Source organism: Sphingobium xenophagum NBRC 107872 (assembly GCF_000367345.1).
GTDB lineage: Bacteria > Pseudomonadota > Alphaproteobacteria > Sphingomonadales > Sphingomonadaceae > Sphingobium > Sphingobium xenophagum.
On record NZ_BARE01000017.1, the window covers coordinates 129,702 to 149,962 of the forward strand.

The following is a 20,261-nucleotide window of genomic DNA, read 5'->3' on the forward strand; positions in this document are numbered from 1 at the left end:
GCCCTGACCGGCCAACTGGACCGGATCGAGCGGGCGGCGGCGTTTCTGGCCAATGGCATGTCGTTGGGCCAATGCCCCGACGCGGCGATCCGGCGGCGTGGCGCGATGCCCGCCCGGCTGATCGGCAATGGCCTGCGCGAACTGGACCTGTTCCTGACCGACATGATTGTCGAGGCGCAGCGGATCGACCGGCTGGGCACAGCGGCAGGGCGCGACCCCGGCATCCATCCGGGGCGGCGCATTTTCAGCGCGGCGGAGGCATGGCGACGGGCTGGCGGCCAATTGGGGCTGGCAGGCGTCGAGCGCGGGCGGCTGCGCACGATGCGCGCGGCGCAGAACCGGCACTGCTATGGCGGCTGGCGCGACGGAGATAGCGGCACGGCGATGCAGGCGGCCTGCGCCGACTATGCGCGACTGGCGCGGGAGGTGCTGGCGGCGGTGTGGGGGAGGATGGGGTAGGGGGCAGAGACCCAAATTCTCGTTTCTCGAAAGCTAACGATCGCAGTTTTCGGCGCTCTATATTTAGGTATAGTGGCATATGCCTCTGCCGCTCGATGATACCCAATTTGATAATGACTTGGATGCAATACTTCGGTTGCAAGACGTCCTTCTTGCAGCGGCTGAAGGCGTGCGAAATGACGAGCTTAATTCCGAGTATAAGGAGCTTCGTCAAATACTTCTAAGCGATCCTGCATACGGCGAGGTCATTCCTCGTTTCGTTAAGCGGCATCGCGACTTGGGCGCAATGTGGCCGACTCTAAAGAGTTTTTCACCCCAGTGGGAACCTCGGCGCGTTGAAGTTCGTCGTCAATTCGAGCCGACTTTGACGACCGCAGAGCGATTGCAATTCTTTGAAAATACTGAATTAACTCTACCAGGCTACGACTCCTCCGCATGGACAGGGGCAAGCAAGCCCACAGATCGAGTGTTGGCGGTGCGGACGTTGATGCCGATCGCCCAACATGCCGTAGAACGCCTGATATCTGTATTGGAAATGCCTCGTCATAATGGCGGCCCTCCCCTTGAGGGAACGGAGGATGCTCTTGAAAGCCTGCGCGCGCTACATAGGGCCATTGGCAATTTGCTTGATGCGGCAAGTCGTGGAAATCTAGCCGATTCATATAATGAAGGTTTCGCCAGCGAGGCCGCGCTATACGCGAAACGAGCAGCAAAAGCACTTCGTGATGATCCCATACCTTACGCATTTTCCGCGACAATACTTGCTGTTCTATCGGCTTGTGGCTTGCCCGGAATTGCAGGTTTTCTTTCGGGAGTGGCAATCAACATGAAGCGAGGTTAATGTTTTTGACCATCGACTATCAATTTGGAATTGACGGGTCGCAGTGACCATTGAGGTGCGTGCTTCAAAGCAACCGTGCTATGGGATCAATTCCCCACCCAAACACGCCCAACTGTTATAACGTTGTAATAACTGACTACTTATGGTAGGCTTTGTTCTGGAGCAGGAATTGCATTGGGAAACGGTGCGTTACCCTCGTCCCTGTTGGATGGGTGCAGCCGCGCTGGTTTTCGAGTCACCGGACAGTCTCCAGATCAGGCCGCTGCGCGTGACGGGGGATGGATGCTGAAACAAGTTCAGCATGACGGTGAGGGATCAGGCGATGTCATGGGCGATCCCGCCCGGAAAGGAGTAGGCCATGCAAACGGTTGTGCGGAAAATGGGGAATAGTGCGGGGATCATCCTGCCCAAGGCATTGTTGGGGGAGATCGGGCTGACGACCGGGCAGGCGCTGGATATTCGGGCTGAGGACGGGCGGATCGTGGCGACGCCTGTGGCCATGGATCAGCGGGCCGGCTGGGCAGGCGTAGCGCAGGCGATCGGGGCGGAAGGTGATGATGAGGCGCAGGACTGGGCCGGTTTCGCTGTCGAGGGCGATGCGGACCTGACATGGTGACAGGCCCGGCGATGCTGCGCGGCGAGATATGGCTGGCGGCGCTCGACCCGACGGTGGGGAGCGAAATCCAGAAAACCCGCCCCTGCGTGATCGTGTCGCCCGACGAACTGAACGCACATCTGCGCACGGTGATCGTCGCGCCGATGACGACGGGGAGTCGCCCTGCGCCGTTCCGGGTGGCGCTGCGGTTCAAGGGCAAGGACGGGCTGATCCTGCCCGATCAGATGCGGACGGTGGACAAGGTGCGGCTGGTGAAGCGGCTGGGCCGGGTCGATGCGGCGAGCGGCGCGGCGCTTTTGCGGATATTGGGGCAGATGTTCGCGGCTTGACGACGGTTCGCCACACCCCCCTCAAAACGTCCGCGCCTGCGGCCCATCGCGTCGGGCGTGTGCGTCCGTGTCCGGGGCTGGCAGGGCGAGGCCTTGGGTTGCGGCGCGCCAGCGGTCGAAGGCTTCGCGTTCGTCGCCCTCTATGGTGATGCGGCCGCGCGGGTTGCGGCGGTTGGCTTCCTCTTCGGCGCGCAACTGTTCGACCTCTTTGATCACCGCCTTGACGGCCAGATCGGCCTCGCCGCCGGGGCGCATTTCCTCGCGCTTCCATTCCAGCTTGAGCGCTTCGATGTCGACGGGGCGGGATGCGCCGCGGATCGCGCCTTCGGGATAGCGATCATGCGCGCGGTTGCGCAGCAGGAACATGAGCAGCCGGTCGTTAAAGACGCGGCGGGTGCCGACCAGCTTGCCATAGCTGTACACCGGGACTTCGATGCCGTTGATGGCCCGTTCCAGCGCGATGTCCTCCAGCCGCTGCACCCCCTGATCCAGCGCGGCGAGCCAGGCGGCGGCGAAGCTGTCGGCGCCCTTTTGCCGTCGCAACTGATAGGCGCCATCGGTCGACATGCCGACGCGCTGGGCGGCGTGCTTGACCGATCCGGTTTCCGCCAGCGCGGCGATGAAGGCGCGCTGACGCTCCGGCGTCCAGCCATCATGGCGATAGCGGCGAGGGATGGGGGTGAAATCCAGATGGACGGGCTGCACCGTGGCGCGCGGAAGGGATCGGCTGGTCATGGCGGGCCATATAACCTATATGGTTATATGTAGGACAGTATTTTTTGGCGTATCCGCACCGGCCTTCAAACGAGTCACGTGCCTCGTTTGAACCCCACCCGACCTCCCATTCAGGATACACTCTGTGGGCGGTCGGGTGGGGGTGAGGGCCGGTGCGGCAACCGACATGCGCTCTTGCGCGCATGTCGGGACAGAGGCTCAGCGCGGCTGGCCCGCGCACCAGTGGATCGGCTTTGGCGACCAGGGCCGGGCATGGCCCTTGAGGATCATCAACTGGCCGATCGACACGCCGTCGCGCACCAGCACCCTGGCCGCCGGGTCCGGGTCTATGGGATCGGGCCGGGCCTCGAACGCGCCGCCGTTCATCATCGCGGCGAGCGCAATGCGCCCCTGCTGCGCCCGTTCGGCTTCGTCCGGGCATTTGGCGCCGATCTGGCTGGGGACGCTGATGTCGGCCAGGCGATAATAATGGCCCTTATAGGCATAGCTGTCCGCCGACAGGACGCAGGCATCGCCGGTCAGATCGTCGCACAGTCCGAACTGTTCGGAAATGGTCGGCCGGGCAGCGACCGCGCCATGATCGGCAGCGGGCATCAGATCCTTGAACAGCAGGATGGCGGCCGCCGCGATCACCAGCGCGACGAGGATGATCCCGCCCGCCACGATGGTGGCCGGGCCGTCCTGCCTGTCATGCAGCCAGGCGCCCGATGGGTCGAAGGTGCGATCGCCCGGTTCGTAGAGATTATGTGCCATGGTCGGTTTTCCACTATCCTATATGTGGATAGCCGATTTTCACGAAGATTTCGTTAACCAACCTGCGGGGCGGATCAGCGGATCGGCCGCTTGACGATGGCGCGGGGGCATGATCAAAACGGCGCGTTCCAGGCGCAGGAGGCGGCATGAGCGAGAGCTGGTTATATGATGAGCATCCCGCGATGTTCCGGGCGCATCCCGTGCTGTTCATGCTGTTGCTGGTGTCGGTCGTCGGCATACTGGCCATCGCGGTGTGGTGGGTGATGCACAAGGGCGAGCGGCTGGCGCTGAGCGAGCGGGAGGTGCTGATGGAGCGGGGGCTGCTGGCCAAGCAGCGCACCGAGATCGCCCTGTCGAGCATTCGCAGCGTGCGGATCACGCAATCGCTGGGCCAGCGCATCTTCGACGTCGGCCATGTCGAGCTGTTCAGCGCGGGCGATATGGCCGAAATCGCGATCAAGAATATGCCCCGGCCCGGCCGAATCCGCGCCATCGCCGCCGCGCGCAATCTGGACCTGTTGCCACAGCGATAGGGGATTTATACGCTACCCCTTGACTTTGACGCATATATTTCAACGATAGCAGATAGAGGGACCGGAAGAGTTCCCAGCCGCAGAGGACGCCAGAAGGAGCAACGCCGGGCCGCATGATGTGGCGCGGCGCGGACAAGGGGTCGTCTGCATGGGCTTGCGAGTGATGCCGTCACTGACGGAACTGACGGCCGAGCAGCGCGCGGACATAAGGCAGGCCTGCGGCTTTGCCTGTGTGCGGTGCGGGGTGACCATCTATCGCTATCTGAGCTTGCCCGACAGCAACGGCGCGACGTTGCTGTGCCCGACATGCCACGGGCTGGTGGAGGAAGGGCGGCTGACCGCGACGCAGGTGCATAGCTTTCACGCCAATCCGGTCGTGCGCCAGCGCCATTTTGCGCGGGACCGTCTGCCCTTTTCTGCCGAATTGCCGCAACTGATCGTCGGCGGATCGCGCCTGTTGCGCGACACGCCGATCCCCATCACGCTGGATGGCGAGCCGATCCTGATCTTTGCCCCGCCCCGCCGCACCAATGGCGCGACGCGGATCAGCGTGCGGCTGGGCGCGCCCGATGGCGAGCCGGTGCAGGTGATCGACGGCAATGAATGGCTGCCGACCGATGGCAGCTGGCACTTCCTGCTGCGCGGCGACCGCTATTCGATGATGGCGTCGCGCGGCGACGGCCTTGCGGTGCTGCGCATCGTGTCGCGCAACAGGATCGCGGTGGAACATCTGCGCACGACGATCCGGGGGCGGCGGCTGGAAGTGACGCCCGACTGGCTGGAAATCGACGGCAAGCGCCATGTCGACCGCATCGGCAGCGGGACGCTGATCGGGCTGGAGATGTAAGGGTTTTGACAGCGGGGGCGGATAGGGGCAAGGGCTGGTGATGCAGCTTTCCCATTTCGATCCCGCCCTGTTCCTGCGCGACTATTGGCAGAAAAAGCCGCTGCTCATCCGCAACCCGTGGGGGGAGTGGCGCAATCCGCTGGAGCCGGACGAGCTGGCGGGGCTGGCGTGCGAGGAGGGCGTGGAATCGCGGCTGATCACGCTGGGCGATGATCGGCTGGCGATGGAGAGCGGGCCGCTGCCCGAAACCCGCTTTGGCCAACTGGGCGCGCTCCCCTGGACATTGCTGGTGCAGGCGGTGGACCATCATGTCCCGCAGGTCGCGGCGCTGATCGATCCGTTCCGCTTCGTCCCCAACTGGCGGATCGACGATGTCATGGTCAGCTACGCGACCGATGGCGGCGGGGTGGGCGCGCATTTCGACCAATATGACGTGTTCCTGGTGCAGGGGCTGGGGCGTCGCTGCTGGCAGGTGGGGGCCTTGTGCGATTCCACCACGCCGCTTTTGCCGCATGACGATCTGCGCCTGCTGGCCGATTTCGTTCCGGAACAGGAATGGATATTGGAACCGGGCGACATTCTGTACGTGCCGCCGCGCATCGCCCATCATGGCGTCGCTGTGGGGGATGACTGCATGACCTATTCGATCGGCTTTCGCGCGCCATCGCGCGCCGAACTGGTCGAACATTGGTCCGAAACGCTGGTGGACACGATGCCGGACGAGGATCGCTATGCCGATCCCGATCTGGCGCGGCAGGCCAATCCGGGCGAGATCGCGCCCGCCGCGATCGACCGGCTGCACGCGCTGGTGACGGAGGCGCTGGCCGACCGCACCGCCTTTGCCCGCTGGTTCGGCCAGTATAGCAGCAGCCCCAAATATCCCGATACCGACTGGCGCCCCGAAGAGCCGATGGAAGCGGGCGATGTCGCGGCGATGCTGGCGGAAGGGGCGGCGCTGTGCCGCAATCCCGCCAGCCGCTTTTCCTTCGTGCGGCAGGGCGACGGGCTGCTGCTGTTCGTCGATGGCGAATGTTTCGATTGTGCCGGCGGCGTGGCGGCGCTGGCCGAAACGCTTTGCGCGCAGGATCATGTGAGCGCCGATCCGTCCGATGCCGGGCTGGCGTTGCTGACCATGCTGGTCAATCAGGGCAGCCTGGCTTTTGAGGAAGAGGTTTAGGCCATGGCGCTGATATTATTCAATAAACCGTTCAATGTCCTGTGCCAGTTCACCCCCGAACCCAATGGGCCGGAGCGGCAGACGCTCAAGGATTATATCGATGTGCCGGGCGTCTATCCCGCCGGGCGGCTGGACACGGACAGCGAAGGGCTGTTGCTGCTGACCGACGATGGCCGCCTGCAGGCGCGGATCGCCGACCCCCGCTTCAAAATGCCCAAAACCTATCTGGCGCAGGTAGAGGGCGAACCGGACGAGGCGGCGCTCGACGCGCTGCGGCGCGGGGTGACGTTGAAGGACGGGCGGACCTTGCCCGCCGAGGCCGAACGGATCGACGACCCGGCGCTCTGGCCCCGCGACCCCCCGGTGCGCTTTCGCAAGACCGTGGCCGATTGCTGGATCAGCCTGACGATAAGGGAGGGCAAGAACCGGCAGGTGCGGCGCATGACGGCAGCGGTGGGGCATCCGACGCTCAGGCTGGTGCGCTGGGCGATCGGGGAATGGACGCTGGAGGGGGTGCAGCCGGGGGAATGGCGCGAGGTTGGGTGAGGGGGCGGTAAACGAGCAATTGACGTCATTTATATATCTCTGAATTTAGCCTCAAAACTGACGCCAACAATGTTGTCTGCACGATGACGCAGCTTTGATTTTTTGTGCGATTACCTGACTGTCGTTCTGTCGTGACAGATCGGCGGGCTTGCAGCCGTTTGCACTTCGCGTTTCCTCAAGGGGAAGGAAACAGTTTCGCGCTTACAAGGTCATAAAGCGACCCTTCTGCGAATGTCGGCGCGGCCTCAAAATCGAAGCGCACATTGCAGTCATCAGCAACGATGTGTCGGCGGTTATCTGCCGTAACTGAAATAAACCGATCCCCAATCGGGTTCAAAATGACCTGCTCCTTGCATCGCATGTGACCGTTGGCGAGAAACATATAAGGGGCGCGACGGTCTTTATCGCCTGCATTCAAGCCGACCCCTAAGACGCCAATTATGAAAACGAATACACACCATGTTATTTCGGCAGGAAGTCCATAGAACCGAAAATAACTTGCCAACCGCCACCAAGTTGGCATTAATGCCAACAAAATCATGTTGAAAGTCATATAGTATTCAATCCGCGCTCCTGTCCAAAATTGACAAAATAGCATCGCTATCATGACCAATCCTACGGATGGCAGAAACCAATCCATAAATCCGACTATAAACTTCCTGTCAGAGATTAGGCGCGTCTTGCGAGTTGGGTTCTCTTCGCGCTCGATTTCATCAGCCGCGTAGGTTTTTCCTGCCCTATGTCGCAGTAGTATGAAGCCAGTTGGAAATATAAGTCCGAGCACGTAGATCATAATAAGGTGCTGAATAGTGATTGTAAAAAAATCCGACGCAGAAAACATACCGCCAATATTTCCACCGAAGCCGGCGGAGTATCCTGCGATGTAGATACCGCATGTGAGGACGTGTAAAACTGGAACCGCTAACGTAGCTCGACCAATCAGCTTTTCAACATCCGCCATCTACAGTGTTCCTCGGTCCCAGCAAATCTGCAGGTCTTTACATGCGTCCTATGCCACCATCCACTTAGAACGCAAAATGTGGGAAGGACTGAACTGGCAAACGCACGCGAAGTACGTGTCAGTTATCTAGACTACGGAACCAAGAAACAGACTGTCTCCAATCCACCCAACTTAGCCAGAAACGATCGTCCGTGGAAAATAGGGGATTTCTGTAGCGCGGATCCCCCCTCCCGCAGGCGGGAGGGGGTTAGGGGGTGGGCTTGCGCGAGGTTGCGTTGGCCCACCCCGCTGCGACTAAGGCGCTGCGCGCCCAAGTCTCGCTGCCCCTCCAGCTTGCGCGAGGAGCGCAAATCACGCCGCGGCGCGGCGTTCTTTCAGTTCTTCGTTCAGCATTTCGGCCAGCAGGAAAGCCAGCTCCAGGCTTTGCGCCGCGTTCAGGCGCGGGTCGCAATGGGTGTGGTAGCGGTCGGCGAGGCCTTCGTCGGTGATGGCGATGGCGCCGCCGGTGCATTCGGTGACGTTCTGGCCGGTCATTTCCGCGTGGATGCCGCCGCCGAAGCTGCCTTCGGCGCGGTGAACGGCGAAGAAGCCGCGCACTTCGGCCAGGATACGCTCGAACGGCCGTGTCTTGTAGCCATTGGCGGCCTTGATGACATTGCCGTGCATCGGGTCGCAGGACCACACCACCGGATGGCCTTCGCGCAGGACGGCGCGGACCAGCTTGGGCAGGCCCGCCTCGATCTTGTCATGGCCGTAGCGGGTGATGAGCGTGATGCGCCCGGCTTCGCGCGACGGGTTGAGCAGGTCGAGCAGGCGGATGAGCGCGTCCGGCTCCAGGCTGGGGCCGCACTTCATGCCGATCGGATTGCCGATGCCGCGCAGATATTCGACATGGGCCGACCCTTCGAAACGGGTGCGGTCGCCGATCCACAGCATGTGGGCGGACGTGTCATACCAGTCGCCGGTCAGACTGTCCTGCCGGGTCAGCGCCTGTTCGAACGGCAGCAGCAGCGCTTCATGGCTGGTGTAGAAGCTGGTCCCGCCAAGCTGCGGCACGGTTTCGGCGTCCAGGCCACAGGCGCGCATGAAATCGAGCGCCTGGCCGATCTGGTCGGCCATCGCCTCGAACTTCGCGGCCCAGGGGCTGCGACCCATGAAATCGAGCATCCAGCCATGGACGCGATCCAGGCTGGCATAGCCGCCGGTCGAGAAGGCGCGCAGCAGGTTGAGCGTTGCTGCCGACTGGTTATAGGCCTGCACCATCCGCTGCGGGTCCGGCTCGCGGCCCTGTGCGGTGAAAGCAATGTCGTTGACATTGTCGCCGCGATAGCTGGGCAGCTCAACCCCGCCGACCACTTCGGTATCGGCCGAGCGCGGCTTGGCGAACTGGCCCGCCATGCGGCCGACCTTCACCACCGGCAGCTTCGAGGCGAAGGTCAGCACGACCGCCATCTGGAGCAGCACGCGGAACGTGTCGCGGATATTGTTCGGGTGGAACTCGGCAAAACTTTCGGCGCAATCGCCGCCCTGCAACAGGAAGGCGTCACCGGCCGCGACCTTCGCCAGGTCGGTTTTCAGGTTGCGGGCCTCGCCTGCAAAGACGAGCGGCGGAAACTGGCCAAGCTGGGCCTCCACGGCGGCGAGCGCCTGTGTGTCCCGGTAAGCGGGCATCTGAATGCCCTTATGCGCGCGCCAGCTATCCGGCGTCCATTTCGCCGCCACGACGAGTCTCCTAAATGAACCAAAAAAACAGGGGCCGCACCTACGCCGCCGCGCCGTCCAAGGCAAGTTTATAGCAGTATTCCGGCGCGCGGGCGCAATGATCCTTTCGATCAGACTGATCGATTCGCTATTTCTGGCATGGATAGCGTTCGTTGAGCGCCACGCTGACCAGCACGGAAGCGGGGCCGCGCCGCTGGTCTGGCCAGCGTTCGAGATAGGCGACGACGGTGCGGCGGGCATCGTCCGCGCTCATCTTGTCAGGCCAGCAGATCGGGCGACCACGGCCGATGAAGCTGTCCTTGCGGATGCCATCGACCACGCCGACGATATAGGCGGTGCAGGCCAGCGCATATTCGGGCGCCTTGTTGCGGCATTTGGCGAGCAGCGACGTGCCGCTTTCGAACATGAAGGCTTGGGCCGAGGCGGGTGTGGGGGAGGTGGCGGCCAGCGACGCGGTCGCGATGAGGATGGGGAGTGCGCGCATAGGGTTTCCAAACAACAGGTCGTGAATAGTATAATAGTGCTCCCGCGCAGGCGGGAGCCCAGTTCCAGCGCCTCGACTGGGCTCCCGCCTGCGCGGGAGCACGCTTATTTTTGCCTCAATCCTTTTTACGGGCGGTGAAGGCGAAGGTCAGCGCCACCTGGGGGGCCAGTCCGCCGCTGCTCTCGCCATTGCCCACGCCAAAGGCGGCGCGGGCGATGGTCGCGGTGCCGCTGACCTTGCGGGTCGCGCCGTCGCCCGACAGGGTGAAGCGGATGGTCTGGGGCTTGGCGACGCCTTTGAGGCTGAGCGTGCCGGTGGCGCGATAGGCGTTCGCGCCGCTCTTCTCCGCGCCCTTCGCGGTGAAGGTTGCGGTGGGGTGGGCGGCCACCGCGAAAAATTCGTCGCCCGGCAGCATCCCGTCCTGATAGGCGTCGCCCACGCTGGCGCTGGCCATGTCGATCGTCACCTTGATGTCGGCGGTTTCAGGACGGTCCGGGTCCATGACGATCGCGGCGGTCCATTTGGCGAAGCTGCCGCTGATCGTCTGGCCATCATTGCCGACGGAAAAGCCGATCGTGCCGCCCGGCTGCACGGTCCAGGCAGGCGGCGGGGCGGGGGGCGCTTCCGGGGCGGCCTCGGTGACGTTGGCGGCGGCGTTGTCCGGTGCGGCCTCCACGACATTTGCGGGTTGGGCGATATTTTCCTGCGGTTCGGGGGCTTCGACTGCGGCGGCGGCCTTTGGCGCGGGGGCGGGCAGGATCGCCTTGCCGACGACCAGGCCCAGCAGCATCAGCGCGGGCAGGATGATCAGCAGCGCGATCGACCGGCCCGGTATCATCCGCCAGATCAGCCCGTCGCGGATCAGGAAATGATGGCGCAGCGCCCCCGCGACATGGAGCAGGAACAGCGCGATGCCCAGCCAGGCGATCAGGCCATGGCCGCCCTCCGCCAGTTCATGCGCGCTTGCGGGCAAGGGCAGATGGGGCAGGGGCAGGACGCCGAACAGCAGGGTCGGCACCTTGACCTTGGCGGTCGATACCAGCGCCCAGCCGCTCAGCGGCGCGCCCAGCATGAAGGCGTAGAGACCAAAATGTACGCCCGACGCCAGCGCGCCCTGCCAGCCGCCCTCCAGCTTTGCCGGGCGCGGCTTCCAGTAGCGCACCACGATCCGCAGCAGGGTCAGCACCAATATCGTGATGCCGACCGACTTGTGCCATTGGTACAGGGCAAAGCCCCGCGCGCCCAGATCCTCCAGCGCCCAGCCGACGCTGATCTGGAAAGCGAGCAGGGCCGCGATCGCCCAGTGCAGGATGATGGCGACAAGGCTGTAGCGTGGCATGAAACCCCCGGCAGGATGGACCTGACGGCGAAGCTATGCCCCGCGCGTCATGAAGTCCATTGCCCTGCCGGGAAACGCTGCGTTGCCTATGACCGAGAATAGGCGCGGCCTTTTTCAGATCAGAAGCCGGCCTTCAGCGTGGCGAAGAATTGCTGGGGCGCACCGACCAGCAGGGTCTGGGCATCGCCGCTATTGCCAAAGCCGCCCGACCCGATCGTGCCGACATAGCGTTTGTCGAACAGATTGGTGGCGTTCAGCTGCACTTCCACCTTGTCGGTGAAGCGATAGCCAAGCGAGGCGTCGACGATCAGGCGGCCGGGGACCGAGGCGTCATTGGTGTAGCTATAGTAGCGGCGCGACATATAGTTGAGGCCGACACGGAAGAAGCGCTGGCCATCGTCAAAGTTGAATTCGCCGCGCGCCATATGCTTGGGGCTGTCCACCACGGTCTTGTCCTTGATCGCCGCGACAAGATCGCCATTGCCGTTCAAGACATCGTCGCGATAGGTCGCGTCGGTGTAGCTGTAGCTGGCGTAGAGGCTGAAGCCGCCGCCCAGTTTCAGGTCGCCCGCCGCTTCGACGCCGACGGAGCGGACGCCGCCGACATTCTGGAGCGCCGAGGGGTTGCCCTGGATCGCCGATCCGACCTGCACCGCCAGCAGGCGATTGCGGAAGTTGACCAGATAGGCACCCAGCGTGCCGCTGAAGACCGGCGTGTTGTAGCGCAGGCCGAGTTCGTAGGTGTCCGACTCTTCGGGTTTCAGATTATTCCTGATCGCGTCGAACCCGGCCTGATTGGTCGAAAAGGGGCCGGTGGTCGTGGCGCTGGCAAAGGCGCGGGTCGACTGGCTGAAGCCGCCAAAGACTTCCGCGTCGGGGCTGACCTTCACGACGAAACCGGCAGTGGGCTGGAACCAGTCCTGCGCCTTGATCTTGCCCTGCGGGAAGCTGGCCTGAACGACCGCCTCCGCCTTGTTGGTGACCGAAAAGCCCTTCCACCCCAGATTGATCGTCACCATGCCAAGGTCGATCTTGTCCTGCACATGATATTGGAACGTGTCGGTGGTGAAATCGAACTCCCACTGGGTGAAGAAGGGATTTTTCGGATAGTCGCGGAAGGACAGGCCCGGCTCGGTGCGGCTGGAGAAGGCGTAGAAGCGGCGGGCCTGGTTGAACTTGTTATTTTCATACCATGCGCCGACGTTCAGATTCTGGCTGCCGATGGTGAAATCGACGCTGCCGAACGCGCCAATGCGGTCCATCTTATATTCGGTGGTCCGCACCGACATGGGGACGCCGTTGGGGCTGGGCACATAGGGGGTCGCCCACAGGCCCATGCCGCTATTATTGTGATAATAGCCCTTGAGGTTCAGCGTCGCCATCTCGCCCAGCGGCGTGTTGAGGCCGATCGCGCCCAGCCAGTCCTTGCGCAGCCCCGCCGCGTCATAATAGGCGTCGTCGGCGCTGGTCACATTGCCCGGATAGGTCTGGCCAGTGGCGACGGACGCGCCGCTATAGTCGAAACGGCCATCGGGGAAGGGCGATCCGCCGCTGTTGCTGACCAGGTCCACGTCGTTCAGGCGGCTGGCATAGTCGATCGCGCGGGCATAGTCGGGAAAGGTGTTGTCCCAGTCCCAGCCCAGCCGATTGATCATGCCCATCGACATGTCCTGATAATCCTGCTCGCGCCGGTCGGAATAGCTCAGCCAGCCGTCAATCTTGGCCTCGCCTATGGGCACGATCACCTTGGCATTGCCCATATGCTGGTCCTGCTTGCCCTGGCCCTTATATTTGTCGGTCGATCCATAGCCGTAGGACACATAGCCGCGCACGCCGTCCCTGGTGCCCAGATTGAGGCGGGCGAAAGCGCGGACCGTGTCGTTGCTGCCATAGGTCAGATTGCCCTGTGCGCCCATCTCGCCGGTCGGGTCAGCCGAGAATGTCTCGACCGTGCCGCCCAGATTGCCGGTCGCCTGCGTACCGAGCGAACCGGCACCCTGCGACACGCGGACGCTGCCGATATTTTCGCTGCTGATCGCGCGGGTGATGTGCAGGCCGTTATGGTTGCCATAGCTCATGTCGCCCAGCGGAATGCCGTCGAAGGTAAAGCCAAGCTGGTTCTGGTTGAAGCTGCGGATGGTGACGCGCTGCGACCATTCATAATTGCCGAACGGGTCGGCGGACTGGAAATTGACGCTGGGCAGCTTTTCAATCGCCTTGAGCGGATTGGTGCCCGGCGTCAGTACGACAATTTCCTGCGCCTTGATTTCCTGCACCTGGCGGGTTTCGCCGCGACCAAAGACGACGATCGTCGCTTCGTCGGGCGCTGCATCGGCGGCGGGCGCCGCCGTCTGGGCAAAGGCGGGCGTAGCCGCCAGCATGGTGGAGGCGAGCAGCAGGGCAGTGGCAGGACGCATGAATTTTCCCCTTCAAGAACCGTAATCGGCTTGGTTCGGGGCCGTAGGCGCGTGATGTTGCACTGCAATGAGAGGAGCTTGACGAATTGGCGTCGCCTGCATGACATTCCTGTGATGCGTATCTTGATATGGATTGTGTCATAAAGGTCGCAGTCGCGCCATTTTCGCTGGCGTGATTGCATCACTGGCCATGACGGCTATGGCATGACCATCCCTATTTTATTGGAAAGCAGGACATGGCCAAACCCGAATCCTGGCGTTTCAGTCCCGAAGCCTATCGCTTCGTGACCAGCATCGATTCCCGCTTTCAGGATCTCGATACGATGGGCCACATCAACAATGTGGCGATCTCCGGCATATTCGAGACCGCACGTATCCGTTTCCACCATCATATGGGCCGCCATCCGCAGGAACAGGGCGTGCGCTGGATGGTGGCGAACGTGAATCTCAATTTCATCGAGGAATCGCATTTCCCCTATCCGTTCGACGTCCATTGCGCGATCGGCCATATCGGCCGCACCAGCTGGACGATCAGTTCGGCCGGGTTTCAGAAGGGCGTGTGCGTCGCCACCTGCGACACCACCGTCGTCACCCATGGGGCCGAAGGACGGCGCGAGATTGACGAGACGCTGCGCGAAGCGATGGAACTGAATTTCATCCGCCGACCGGCGTGATGCGGGGTTTATTCACCCAAATCCGTGCATCCGCCGGGACCATTGAAAGGCGATCACCGCGCCCTTGACCGGCTGGATCATCGCCACGGCCAGCAGCAGCGCCAGGCCAGGCCAGATCGCGGCCTGCCATCCCAGCGGAATGTCGAGCGCGCGGTTCACCTCTATCATCAGCGGGACCAATATATGGCCCAGCAGAAGGATGACGATATAGGATGGGAAATCGTCGGCCTGGTGCCCGTCCCAGCGCTGGCCGCAATGGGCGCAGGCGGATGTGGGCTTGAGGAAGCGGGCGAACATCCGTCCCTCGCCACAGGCCGGGCAGCGCCCGCGCAGCGCCAGGCCGATGGCGGCGGCGAGCGGGCGATCGGGTGCGGCGTCGGGTGTCTGGTCGGGCATGGGCGCTGAGGTAGTGGCTGCGGCGGTGCTGCGCAACATGGCATATTCCCTTACTGACTCTTTCGCCTGCGCAAAAGCCTGTTAATAAGCCGCCATGCGTCTCCCCGGTCCGTCCGAAATCTTTGCCCTGTTCGACGATGCGCGCGTGCGCGGCGCAGCCCCGGCGCGACTCTATCGCGATCCGGTCGGCATCATTGCAGCCCATCGCATGGAGGAGGTCCAGCCCGCGCTCGACCGGCTGGCCGATGCGCGGGAAAATGGCCTGCATGTCGCGGGCTATATGACCTATGAAGCGGGGCTGGCGCTGGAAGACAGGCTCGCGCCGGTCGCCGCTCGCGCAGAGGCAAAGGGCGGTGCCACGCCGTTGCTGTGGTTCGGCCTGTTCGAAGGCGTCCGGCTGATCGCGCCGGGGACGCTGCCCGACCTGCTGCCCGATCCCGCCGGGGCCAGCGTGACGCCGCCCCGCCCGCTGATCGACGAAGCCGAATATCGCGCGGCGTTCGACGCGGTGCAGGACTATATTCGCGCGGGCGACATTTATCAGGCGAACCTGACCTTCCCCTGCGAAACCAGGGTGAGCGGCGATCCGATGGCGCTCTATGCCGCGGTCCGGCCCCGCGCGGCGGCGGGCTATGGCGGGGTGATCCGCACCGGGGGGCAGGCGTTGCTGTCCTTCTCGCCCGAACTCTTCTTCACGCTGGTACGCGGCCAGCTGACCGCGCGCCCGATGAAGGGCACCGCCACGCGCCATGCCGAAGCGGATCAGGACGCGGCGCTTGCCCGATGGTTGCAGGGCGACGCCAAGCAGCGCGCGGAAAATCTGATGATCGTCGACCTGCTGCGCAACGATCTGTCGCGGGTGTCGCGCGCGGGCAGCGTGACCGTGCCGGACCTGTTCAAGGTGGAAAGCTATCCGACCGTCCATCAGCTGGTGTCGACCGTGCGTGCGCGCATCCTGCCCGGCCTGTCGCCGGTCGATGTGCTGCGGGTGCTGTTCCCCTGCGGATCGATCACCGGCGCGCCCAAGGTGCGGGCGATGGAGATACTCGACGCGCTCGAACCCCATGCACGCGGCGTCTATACCGGATCGATGGGCTGGATCGACCCGGATGGCGACGCCGCCTTCAACGTCGCGATCCGCACGCTGACGATCGATGAGGGCGCGGGCGTCGGGCGGCTGGGGCTTGGCTCTGGTCTGGTGGTGGATTCAGAGGCTGGCTCTGAGTGGGCGGAATGTCTGGCCAAGGGGCGGTTTCTTGCGGGCGCTTGACATATTGGCCGCCAAAGGTTTGGAATAGCGCGAATGTCACTGGCTGATGGACGCTATGATCTGCTCGAAACCATGGCCTTCGACCCGCTCGAAGGCATCAGGTTGCTGGAGCTGCACCTTGCCCGGTTGAAGGCGAGCGCCGATGCGCTTGGCTTCGCCTTCGATCGCCATGGCGTGCGCAATGAATTGCAGGCCGCGACCTTCCGTTTGCGCGACCATAGCCGGGTGCGGCTGATGGTGTCGCGTGGCGGGGCGGTGGCGATCGAGGTGCGCGACCGGATCGCCTGGCCGGGCGCGATCGTGCCGGTCAAGGTCGTGCCGCGCCATGCGCCCGCCGACGACCTGCGCCTGCTGCACAAGACCACCGACCGTTCGCTCTACCGCGATGCGCTGCAACGCGGCGGCACCTATGAAGTCGCGCTGATCGATGCGCAGGGCTATCTCACCGAATGCTGCTTCTCCTCGATCTTTGTCGAGCGGGGCGACAAATTGCTCACCCCGCCGCGATCGCGCGGGTTGCTGCCCGGCATCCTGCGCCAGAGCCTGATCGACATGGGCGAGGCGGTGGAGGCCGATCTTCGCCCGCATGATCTCGACGATGGCTTCTTCATCGGCAATGCCGCGCGCGGCATGGTCGCCGCGACACTGGCGCATTAGCCACATCATTCTGCCGTAAAGCCAGGAAGCGGCAACTGGCTGGTTGCCCCTGCGTCCGTTGCGCACTAAGGACCGCCGCGTCCGCTAATGTTGCGGGCGTTGGGGATTCTTTCGAAAGATTGTTGTCATGAGCCAGACTTCCGCCGCCCTTGGTCGTATCCAGCCGTCCGCCACGCTCGCCATGAGCGCGCGCGTGAATGCGCTCAAGGCGCAGGGCGTGGACGTGATTGGCCTGTCGGCCGGGGAGCCGGATTTCGACACGCCCGATTTCGTCAAGGAAGCGGGCATTGCCGCCATTCGCAACAACTTGACCCGCTATACCGACGTGGACGGCACCGCCGACGTCAAGGAAGCGGTGATGTTCAAATTTCAGCGCGACAATGGCCTGACCTACAAGCGCAGCCAGATCACGGTCAATTCCGGCGGCAAGCACACCTTGTTCAACGCGCTGGTCGCCACCGTTGACGCGGGCGATGAAGTCATCATCCCGGCGCCTTATTGGGTGAGCTATCCCGACATCGTGAATTTCGCTGGCGGCACGCCGGTATTCATCGAAGGTCCGGCGAGCCAGGGCTACAAGATCACCGCCGCCCAGCTGGAAGCGGCGATCACCCCGCGCACCAAATGGGTGATGCTCAATTCGCCGTCCAACCCCTCCGGCGCGGCCTATTCGGCGGCGGAGCTGAAGGAACTGGCGGACGTGCTGCTGCGCCATCCCCATGTCCTCATCATGACCGACGATATGTATGAGCATGTCTGGTACGCGACGACCCCCTTCGCCACCATCGCGCAGGTCTGCCCGGAACTGTATGACCGCACGCTGACGGTCAATGGCTGTTCCAAGGCTTTCTCGATGACCGGCTGGCGCATCGGTTTTGCCGGTGGCCCCGAATGGATCATCAAGGCGATGGGCAAGCTGCAATCGCAGTCGACCAGCAACCCTTGTTCGATCAGCCAGGCCGCCGCCGTCGCCGCGCTCACCGGGCCGCAGGATTTTCTGGAAGAGCGCAACGCCGCGTTCAAGAAGCGCCGCGACATGGTCGTCGCGATGCTCAATGACGCGCCGGGCCTCGACTGCCCGACGCCCGAAGGCGCTTTCTATGTCTATCCCGACGCCAGCGGCGTGATCGGCAAGGTGACGCCCAAGGGGGTGACGATCGACAGCGACGAAACGCTGATCGGCTATTTCCTGGACGAGGCCAAGGTCGCCGCCGTCCATGGCGCAGCCTTCGGCCTCTCGCCCGCCTTCCGCATCAGCTATGCGACGTCGGAAGAGGTGCTGAAAAAGGCCTGCACCCGCATCCAGGAAGCCTGCGCCGCTCTGAAATAAACCTCCCCGGCACGGGACTTTCCGCTTTCTCTCTACCGTCATGCTGAACGTGTTTCAGCATCCATTGTGTCCCACCAGCCGCCGCTTGATCTGGCGCGATGGACCCTGAAACAAGTTCAGGGTGACGAAAAGGGAAACGGTCCTTTTCCACCCGCGCCGTCTTGCAGGCAGCGCGGAACGCTCTATATCCGCGTTGCATAACGAAACTGATTGAAGGCGACTCTCCGTTCGTCGTTCTGTTTCTTGCCTCTGTCGAAAGCCGCACCCGCGCGGCGCGATATTCAGCAAGGGGCAAGGCACGGGGATGTAACCGATCGGCCTGATCAGCCGAAACCAAAGAATAAGAAAGGCACAGGCCATGATGACGTTTTTGAAATCCGATTTATTCCTGCGCTTTCTGGGCGGGTTTGCGATCGGTGCAGTCGGCATGGTCATGCTCCAGCCCGATGAACAACCGATCCTCAGTTCCCCGGCGATCGCCGCGACCAGCGCCCATCATGCGGCGCGCTGACGGCATCGCCCTTGCCATTTTCGCGGCGATCGCCGTCGCGTCCCCGGTGCGCGCCGAGCGCCCGGTCCTTGCCCCTGTCGCCACCATCGACGCCGCGCCCACCCGCAGCCTTGAAACCGCGATATTCGCAGGCGGCTGCTATTGGGGCGTCGAAGGCGTCTTTTCCCATGTAAAGGGCGTCCAGCTCGTCAAGTCAGGCTTTGCCGGAGGCCCGCGCAACCGCCGCGTCGACTATGATATGGTCAGCGGCGGCGACACCGGCTTTGCCGAAGCCGTCCGCGTCACCTACGATCCCAAACAGGTCAGCTACGCCACGCTGCTGCGCATCTTCTTCTCGGTCATCGCCGATCCCACGACGCTCAACTATCAGGGGCCGGACCATGGCACCCAATATCGCAGCGCGCTCTTTCCGCTGAACGCCGAACAGGCCAAGGCCGCGACCGCCTATCTGGCGCAACTCGACAAGGCCGGCCTGTGGCGCGACCCGGTAGTGACCAGGGTGGAGCGCTTCACCGGCTTTCAGGACGCCGACGCCTATCATCAGGACTTCATGCGCAAAAACCCGCGCCATCCCTACATCCTGCGCTGGGACGCCCCCAAGCTGGCGGCGTTCAAGGCGATGTTCCCGGCGCTGTATCGGGATAAACCGTCGGCTTGAGGCGGTTTGGGGGGATAGCCGATAGGGGAAAGCTCGGTTCGATGCTTAGATCAATGGAAAGCTGCCGTTTGCGCGGCGTCGCCCACCGATCCAAGCCTAGTTCGCCTCGCCACCCTTTTCACACCTGAAATGGCTCGAAGACGTTGAGCAAAAGTATCTCAATATGATTTGCTACCGCGTTCGGGCCGACCTTTAGGCTATTCGGGTGACCGCAGCCATTCCGTAGCTTAAGGCCCTTAAGCAACTCATCCTTTTGATTCTTGCCTAGAACGCTGATTGCGGCACATCGCTCAAGGAACTTTTCCTCGCCCATGCGGCCAACGCCGTCCTCATTGACAGCGTCTTTCCATTTCGCATCTACAGACTTCGCGGAGGCGTTGAAGGCCGCAAGGTGATTGGCGACGACAACTCTATGCAGAACATCGACAGCAGCGAGCCACGACATGACAACCGCCGAGCGATACAAGGCACTCTCGTGGCACTTGATCGCCTCTTCAACAAACGCGCGCGTATTATAATTGATTATCTTGCCTAGGTGAGCTCGAAGGTCCGTCGCGACTTGCATCGCGGCGGGGCTAAGCGATGTGACGCCTAGGTTGCGGAGATATGCCTTGCCTGACTCCGTTAGCTCCCACCCCTCTGGCACACGAATAGCGAGTCCCTTGCTTTTGCCTAGTGAAGCGGAGGGGTTCCAAGTCTTGCCGATCTTCAGCCCAGCTTCGGCCCCGCGCTCCCGTATACCGGCGAGCTTTGTGGGAGCGTCAAACGTGGCCAGTATCAATAGCAGCTTATCAAGCTGCTTGAGTTCCTTGTGGAGCCATTGTTTAAGATCAGACTCACTCAGCAACTTGCGATCTCAGTACTGCAAGTTCCTGTGACTTAAGTGCGTATGTGCCATTGTTCAGCTGGTTCAGCTTGCTGCCGCTAAGGGACTTAAGGGCGGTGCTCAGATTAGACCCAATATTTTGATTGTAATAGCTGGTTGCTGACTTCATGGTGTCAAGTA

General features: G+C 62.7%; 23 protein-coding genes. 14 read left to right on the forward strand and 9 right to left on the reverse strand.

Translation table 11 applies throughout. The features are described from left to right. Nucleotides 1–57: 57 nt before the first annotated feature. From SX1_RS10345 to SX1_RS10365, 4 genes are all read left to right on the forward strand, one after another. A complete protein-coding gene (locus SX1_RS10345; RefSeq protein ID WP_019052934.1) occupies nt 58–459 on the forward strand; it encodes a hypothetical protein in 402 nt (133 codons plus the stop codon). A 79-nt stretch (nt 460–538) separates the two neighbouring features. Beyond that, the gene (locus SX1_RS24230; RefSeq protein ID WP_157410177.1) at nt 539–1,300 is read left to right on the forward strand and encodes a hypothetical protein; all 762 of its coding nucleotides are present in this window, start codon (nt 539–541) and stop codon (nt 1,298–1,300) included. Nucleotides 1,301–1,658: 358 nt separating this feature from the next. Next, entirely contained in the window at nt 1,659–1,916 is a 258-nt protein-coding gene (locus tag SX1_RS10360) for an AbrB/MazE/SpoVT family DNA-binding domain-containing protein (protein ID WP_019052936.1), read from the forward strand. Further along, nucleotides 1,910–2,245, forward strand: coding sequence for a type II toxin-antitoxin system PemK/MazF family toxin (locus tag SX1_RS10365; RefSeq protein WP_019052937.1), 336 nt, complete (start codon nt 1,910–1,912; stop codon nt 2,243–2,245). Before SX1_RS10360 ends, SX1_RS10365 begins: the two co-directional genes overlap by 7 nt. A gap of 21 nt (nt 2,246–2,266) precedes the next feature. Here the strand turns inward: SX1_RS10365 and SX1_RS10370 are convergent, their stop codons facing one another. Beyond that, on the reverse strand, nt 2,267–2,980 hold the full coding sequence (locus SX1_RS10370; RefSeq protein WP_019052938.1) for a hypothetical protein: 714 nt from the start codon (nt 2,978–2,980) through the stop codon (nt 2,267–2,269). A 198-nt stretch (nt 2,981–3,178) separates the two neighbouring features. After that, entirely contained in the window at nt 3,179–3,733 is a 555-nt protein-coding gene (locus tag SX1_RS10375) for a hypothetical protein (protein WP_019052939.1), read from the reverse strand. Between the two features lie 146 nt (nt 3,734–3,879). Here SX1_RS10375 and SX1_RS10380 point away from each other — a divergent pair, with 146 nt between their 5' ends. The 4 genes from SX1_RS10380 to SX1_RS10395 all read left to right on the forward strand — a co-directional run bounded on the left by SX1_RS10380 (nt 3,880) and on the right by SX1_RS10395 (nt 6,836). Then, the gene (locus SX1_RS10380; RefSeq protein WP_017182593.1) at nt 3,880–4,266 is read left to right on the forward strand and encodes a PH domain-containing protein; all 387 of its coding nucleotides are present in this window, start codon (nt 3,880–3,882) and stop codon (nt 4,264–4,266) included. Nucleotides 4,267–4,429: 163 nt separating this feature from the next. Next, entirely contained in the window at nt 4,430–5,113 is a 684-nt protein-coding gene (locus tag SX1_RS10385) for a hypothetical protein (protein WP_017182594.1), read from the forward strand. A gap of 40 nt (nt 5,114–5,153) precedes the next feature. Next, nucleotides 5,154–6,290, forward strand: coding sequence for a cupin domain-containing protein (locus tag SX1_RS10390; RefSeq protein ID WP_019052941.1), 1,137 nt, complete (start codon nt 5,154–5,156; stop codon nt 6,288–6,290). A gap of 3 nt (nt 6,291–6,293) precedes the next feature. Continuing rightward, nucleotides 6,294–6,836, forward strand: a complete 543-nt coding sequence (locus tag SX1_RS10395) for a pseudouridine synthase (protein WP_019052942.1) — start codon at nt 6,294–6,296, stop codon at nt 6,834–6,836. A 175-nt stretch (nt 6,837–7,011) separates the two neighbouring features. Here the strand turns inward: SX1_RS10395 and SX1_RS10400 are convergent, their stop codons facing one another. The 5 genes from SX1_RS10400 to SX1_RS10420 all read right to left on the reverse strand — a co-directional run bounded on the left by SX1_RS10400 (nt 7,012) and on the right by SX1_RS10420 (nt 13,759). Then, nucleotides 7,012–7,797, reverse strand: coding sequence for a hypothetical protein (locus SX1_RS10400; protein ID WP_019052943.1), 786 nt, complete (start codon nt 7,795–7,797; stop codon nt 7,012–7,014). A 351-nt stretch (nt 7,798–8,148) separates the two neighbouring features. After that, the gene (locus SX1_RS10405) at nt 8,149–9,519 is read right to left on the reverse strand and encodes a class II 3-deoxy-7-phosphoheptulonate synthase (protein ID WP_017182598.1); all 1,371 of its coding nucleotides are present in this window, start codon (nt 9,517–9,519) and stop codon (nt 8,149–8,151) included. Between the two features lie 127 nt (nt 9,520–9,646). Further along, nucleotides 9,647–10,003 carry a Rap1a/Tai family immunity protein gene (locus tag SX1_RS10410; RefSeq protein ID WP_019052944.1) on the reverse strand — a complete coding sequence of 119 codons (357 nt, stop codon included), beginning with the start codon at nt 10,001–10,003 and terminating at the stop codon, nt 9,647–9,649. 115 nt (nt 10,004–10,118) lie between these two features. After that, complete coding sequence (locus SX1_RS10415; RefSeq protein ID WP_019052945.1) at nt 10,119–11,342, reverse strand: YceI family protein; 1,224 nt, start codon at nt 11,340–11,342, stop codon at nt 10,119–10,121. 119 nt (nt 11,343–11,461) lie between these two features. Then, nucleotides 11,462–13,759, reverse strand: a complete 2,298-nt coding sequence (locus SX1_RS10420; protein ID WP_019052946.1) for a TonB-dependent receptor — start codon at nt 13,757–13,759, stop codon at nt 11,462–11,464. A gap of 236 nt (nt 13,760–13,995) precedes the next feature. Here SX1_RS10420 and SX1_RS10425 point away from each other — a divergent pair, with 236 nt between their 5' ends. After that, nucleotides 13,996–14,433: an acyl-CoA thioesterase gene (locus tag SX1_RS10425; RefSeq protein ID WP_017182602.1), complete on the forward strand. Its 438-nt coding sequence runs from the start codon at nt 13,996–13,998 to the stop codon at nt 14,431–14,433. 12 nt (nt 14,434–14,445) lie between these two features. Here SX1_RS10425 and SX1_RS10430 read toward each other — a convergent pair whose 3' ends face one another. Next, nucleotides 14,446–14,829 (reverse strand): DUF983 domain-containing protein, encoded by a 384-nt coding sequence (locus tag SX1_RS10430; protein WP_026149658.1) that lies wholly within the window; start codon nt 14,827–14,829, stop codon nt 14,446–14,448. Nucleotides 14,830–14,923: 94 nt separating this feature from the next. On the opposite strand from SX1_RS10430, the gene pabB reads away from it, so the two are divergent. The 5 genes from pabB (at nt 14,924) to msrA (ending at nt 19,255) form a co-directional block, all read left to right on the forward strand. Further along, nucleotides 14,924–16,099: an aminodeoxychorismate synthase component I gene (pabB, locus tag SX1_RS10435; protein WP_019052948.1), complete on the forward strand. Its 1,176-nt coding sequence runs from the start codon at nt 14,924–14,926 to the stop codon at nt 16,097–16,099. A 33-nt stretch (nt 16,100–16,132) separates the two neighbouring features. Then, complete coding sequence (locus tag SX1_RS10440; RefSeq protein ID WP_019052949.1) at nt 16,133–16,756, forward strand: aminotransferase class IV; 624 nt, start codon at nt 16,133–16,135, stop codon at nt 16,754–16,756. 127 nt (nt 16,757–16,883) lie between these two features. Beyond that, nucleotides 16,884–18,086, forward strand: a complete 1,203-nt coding sequence (locus SX1_RS10445; protein ID WP_017182606.1) for a pyridoxal phosphate-dependent aminotransferase — start codon at nt 16,884–16,886, stop codon at nt 18,084–18,086. A 358-nt stretch (nt 18,087–18,444) separates the two neighbouring features. Further along, nucleotides 18,445–18,597: a hypothetical protein gene (locus SX1_RS24505; protein WP_017182607.1), complete on the forward strand. Its 153-nt coding sequence runs from the start codon at nt 18,445–18,447 to the stop codon at nt 18,595–18,597. Beyond that, a complete protein-coding gene (gene msrA / locus SX1_RS10455) occupies nt 18,584–19,255 on the forward strand; it encodes a peptide-methionine (S)-S-oxide reductase MsrA (protein ID WP_019052950.1) in 672 nt (223 codons plus the stop codon). Before SX1_RS24505 ends, msrA begins: the two co-directional genes overlap by 14 nt. Nucleotides 19,256–19,373: 118 nt before the next feature. Here msrA and SX1_RS10460 read toward each other — a convergent pair whose 3' ends face one another. Continuing rightward, nucleotides 19,374–20,102 carry a hypothetical protein gene (locus SX1_RS10460; protein WP_019052951.1) on the reverse strand — a complete coding sequence of 243 codons (729 nt, stop codon included), beginning with the start codon at nt 20,100–20,102 and terminating at the stop codon, nt 19,374–19,376. Between the last annotated feature and the right edge of the window lie 159 nt (nt 20,103–20,261).

Excerpts from the sequence above, each read along its gene's own strand:
- SX1_RS10410 (WP_019052944.1), bottom strand. The coding sequence starts at position 10,003 with ATGCGCGCACTCCCCATCCTCATCGCGACCGCGTCGCTGGCCGCCACC.
- SX1_RS10390 (WP_019052941.1), top strand. The coding sequence starts at position 5,154 with ATGCAGCTTTCCCATTTCGATCCCGCCCTGTTCCTGCGCGACTATTGG.
- SX1_RS10430 (WP_026149658.1), bottom strand. The coding sequence starts at position 14,829 with ATGCCCGACCAGACACCCGACGCCGCACCCGATCGCCCGCTCGCCGCC.
- pabB (WP_019052948.1), top strand. The coding sequence starts at position 14,924 with ATGCGTCTCCCCGGTCCGTCCGAAATCTTTGCCCTGTTCGACGATGCG.
- SX1_RS10420 (WP_019052946.1), bottom strand. The coding sequence starts at position 13,759 with ATGCGTCCTGCCACTGCCCTGCTGCTCGCCTCCACCATGCTGGCGGCT.
- SX1_RS10440 (WP_019052949.1), top strand. The coding sequence starts at position 16,133 with ATGTCACTGGCTGATGGACGCTATGATCTGCTCGAAACCATGGCCTTC.
- SX1_RS10375 (WP_019052939.1), bottom strand. The coding sequence starts at position 3,733 with ATGGCACATAATCTCTACGAACCGGGCGATCGCACCTTCGACCCATCG.
- SX1_RS10395 (WP_019052942.1), top strand. The coding sequence starts at position 6,294 with ATGGCGCTGATATTATTCAATAAACCGTTCAATGTCCTGTGCCAGTTC.
- SX1_RS10415 (WP_019052945.1), bottom strand. The coding sequence starts at position 11,342 with ATGCCACGCTACAGCCTTGTCGCCATCATCCTGCACTGGGCGATCGCG.
- SX1_RS10365 (WP_019052937.1), top strand. The coding sequence starts at position 1,910 with ATGGTGACAGGCCCGGCGATGCTGCGCGGCGAGATATGGCTGGCGGCG.
- SX1_RS10445 (WP_017182606.1), top strand. The coding sequence starts at position 16,884 with ATGAGCCAGACTTCCGCCGCCCTTGGTCGTATCCAGCCGTCCGCCACG.
- SX1_RS10385 (WP_017182594.1), top strand. The coding sequence starts at position 4,430 with ATGCCGTCACTGACGGAACTGACGGCCGAGCAGCGCGCGGACATAAGG.
- SX1_RS10425 (WP_017182602.1), top strand. The coding sequence starts at position 13,996 with ATGGCCAAACCCGAATCCTGGCGTTTCAGTCCCGAAGCCTATCGCTTC.
- msrA (WP_019052950.1), top strand. The coding sequence starts at position 18,584 with ATGCGGCGCGCTGACGGCATCGCCCTTGCCATTTTCGCGGCGATCGCC.
- SX1_RS10400 (WP_019052943.1), bottom strand. The coding sequence starts at position 7,797 with ATGGCGGATGTTGAAAAGCTGATTGGTCGAGCTACGTTAGCGGTTCCA.
- SX1_RS10360 (WP_019052936.1), top strand. The coding sequence starts at position 1,659 with ATGCAAACGGTTGTGCGGAAAATGGGGAATAGTGCGGGGATCATCCTG.
- SX1_RS10345 (WP_019052934.1), top strand. The coding sequence starts at position 58 with ATGTCGTTGGGCCAATGCCCCGACGCGGCGATCCGGCGGCGTGGCGCG.
- SX1_RS24230 (WP_157410177.1), top strand. The coding sequence starts at position 539 with ATGCCTCTGCCGCTCGATGATACCCAATTTGATAATGACTTGGATGCA.
- SX1_RS10380 (WP_017182593.1), top strand. The coding sequence starts at position 3,880 with ATGAGCGAGAGCTGGTTATATGATGAGCATCCCGCGATGTTCCGGGCG.
- SX1_RS24505 (WP_017182607.1), top strand. The coding sequence starts at position 18,445 with ATGATGACGTTTTTGAAATCCGATTTATTCCTGCGCTTTCTGGGCGGG.
- SX1_RS10370 (WP_019052938.1), bottom strand. The coding sequence starts at position 2,980 with ATGACCAGCCGATCCCTTCCGCGCGCCACGGTGCAGCCCGTCCATCTG.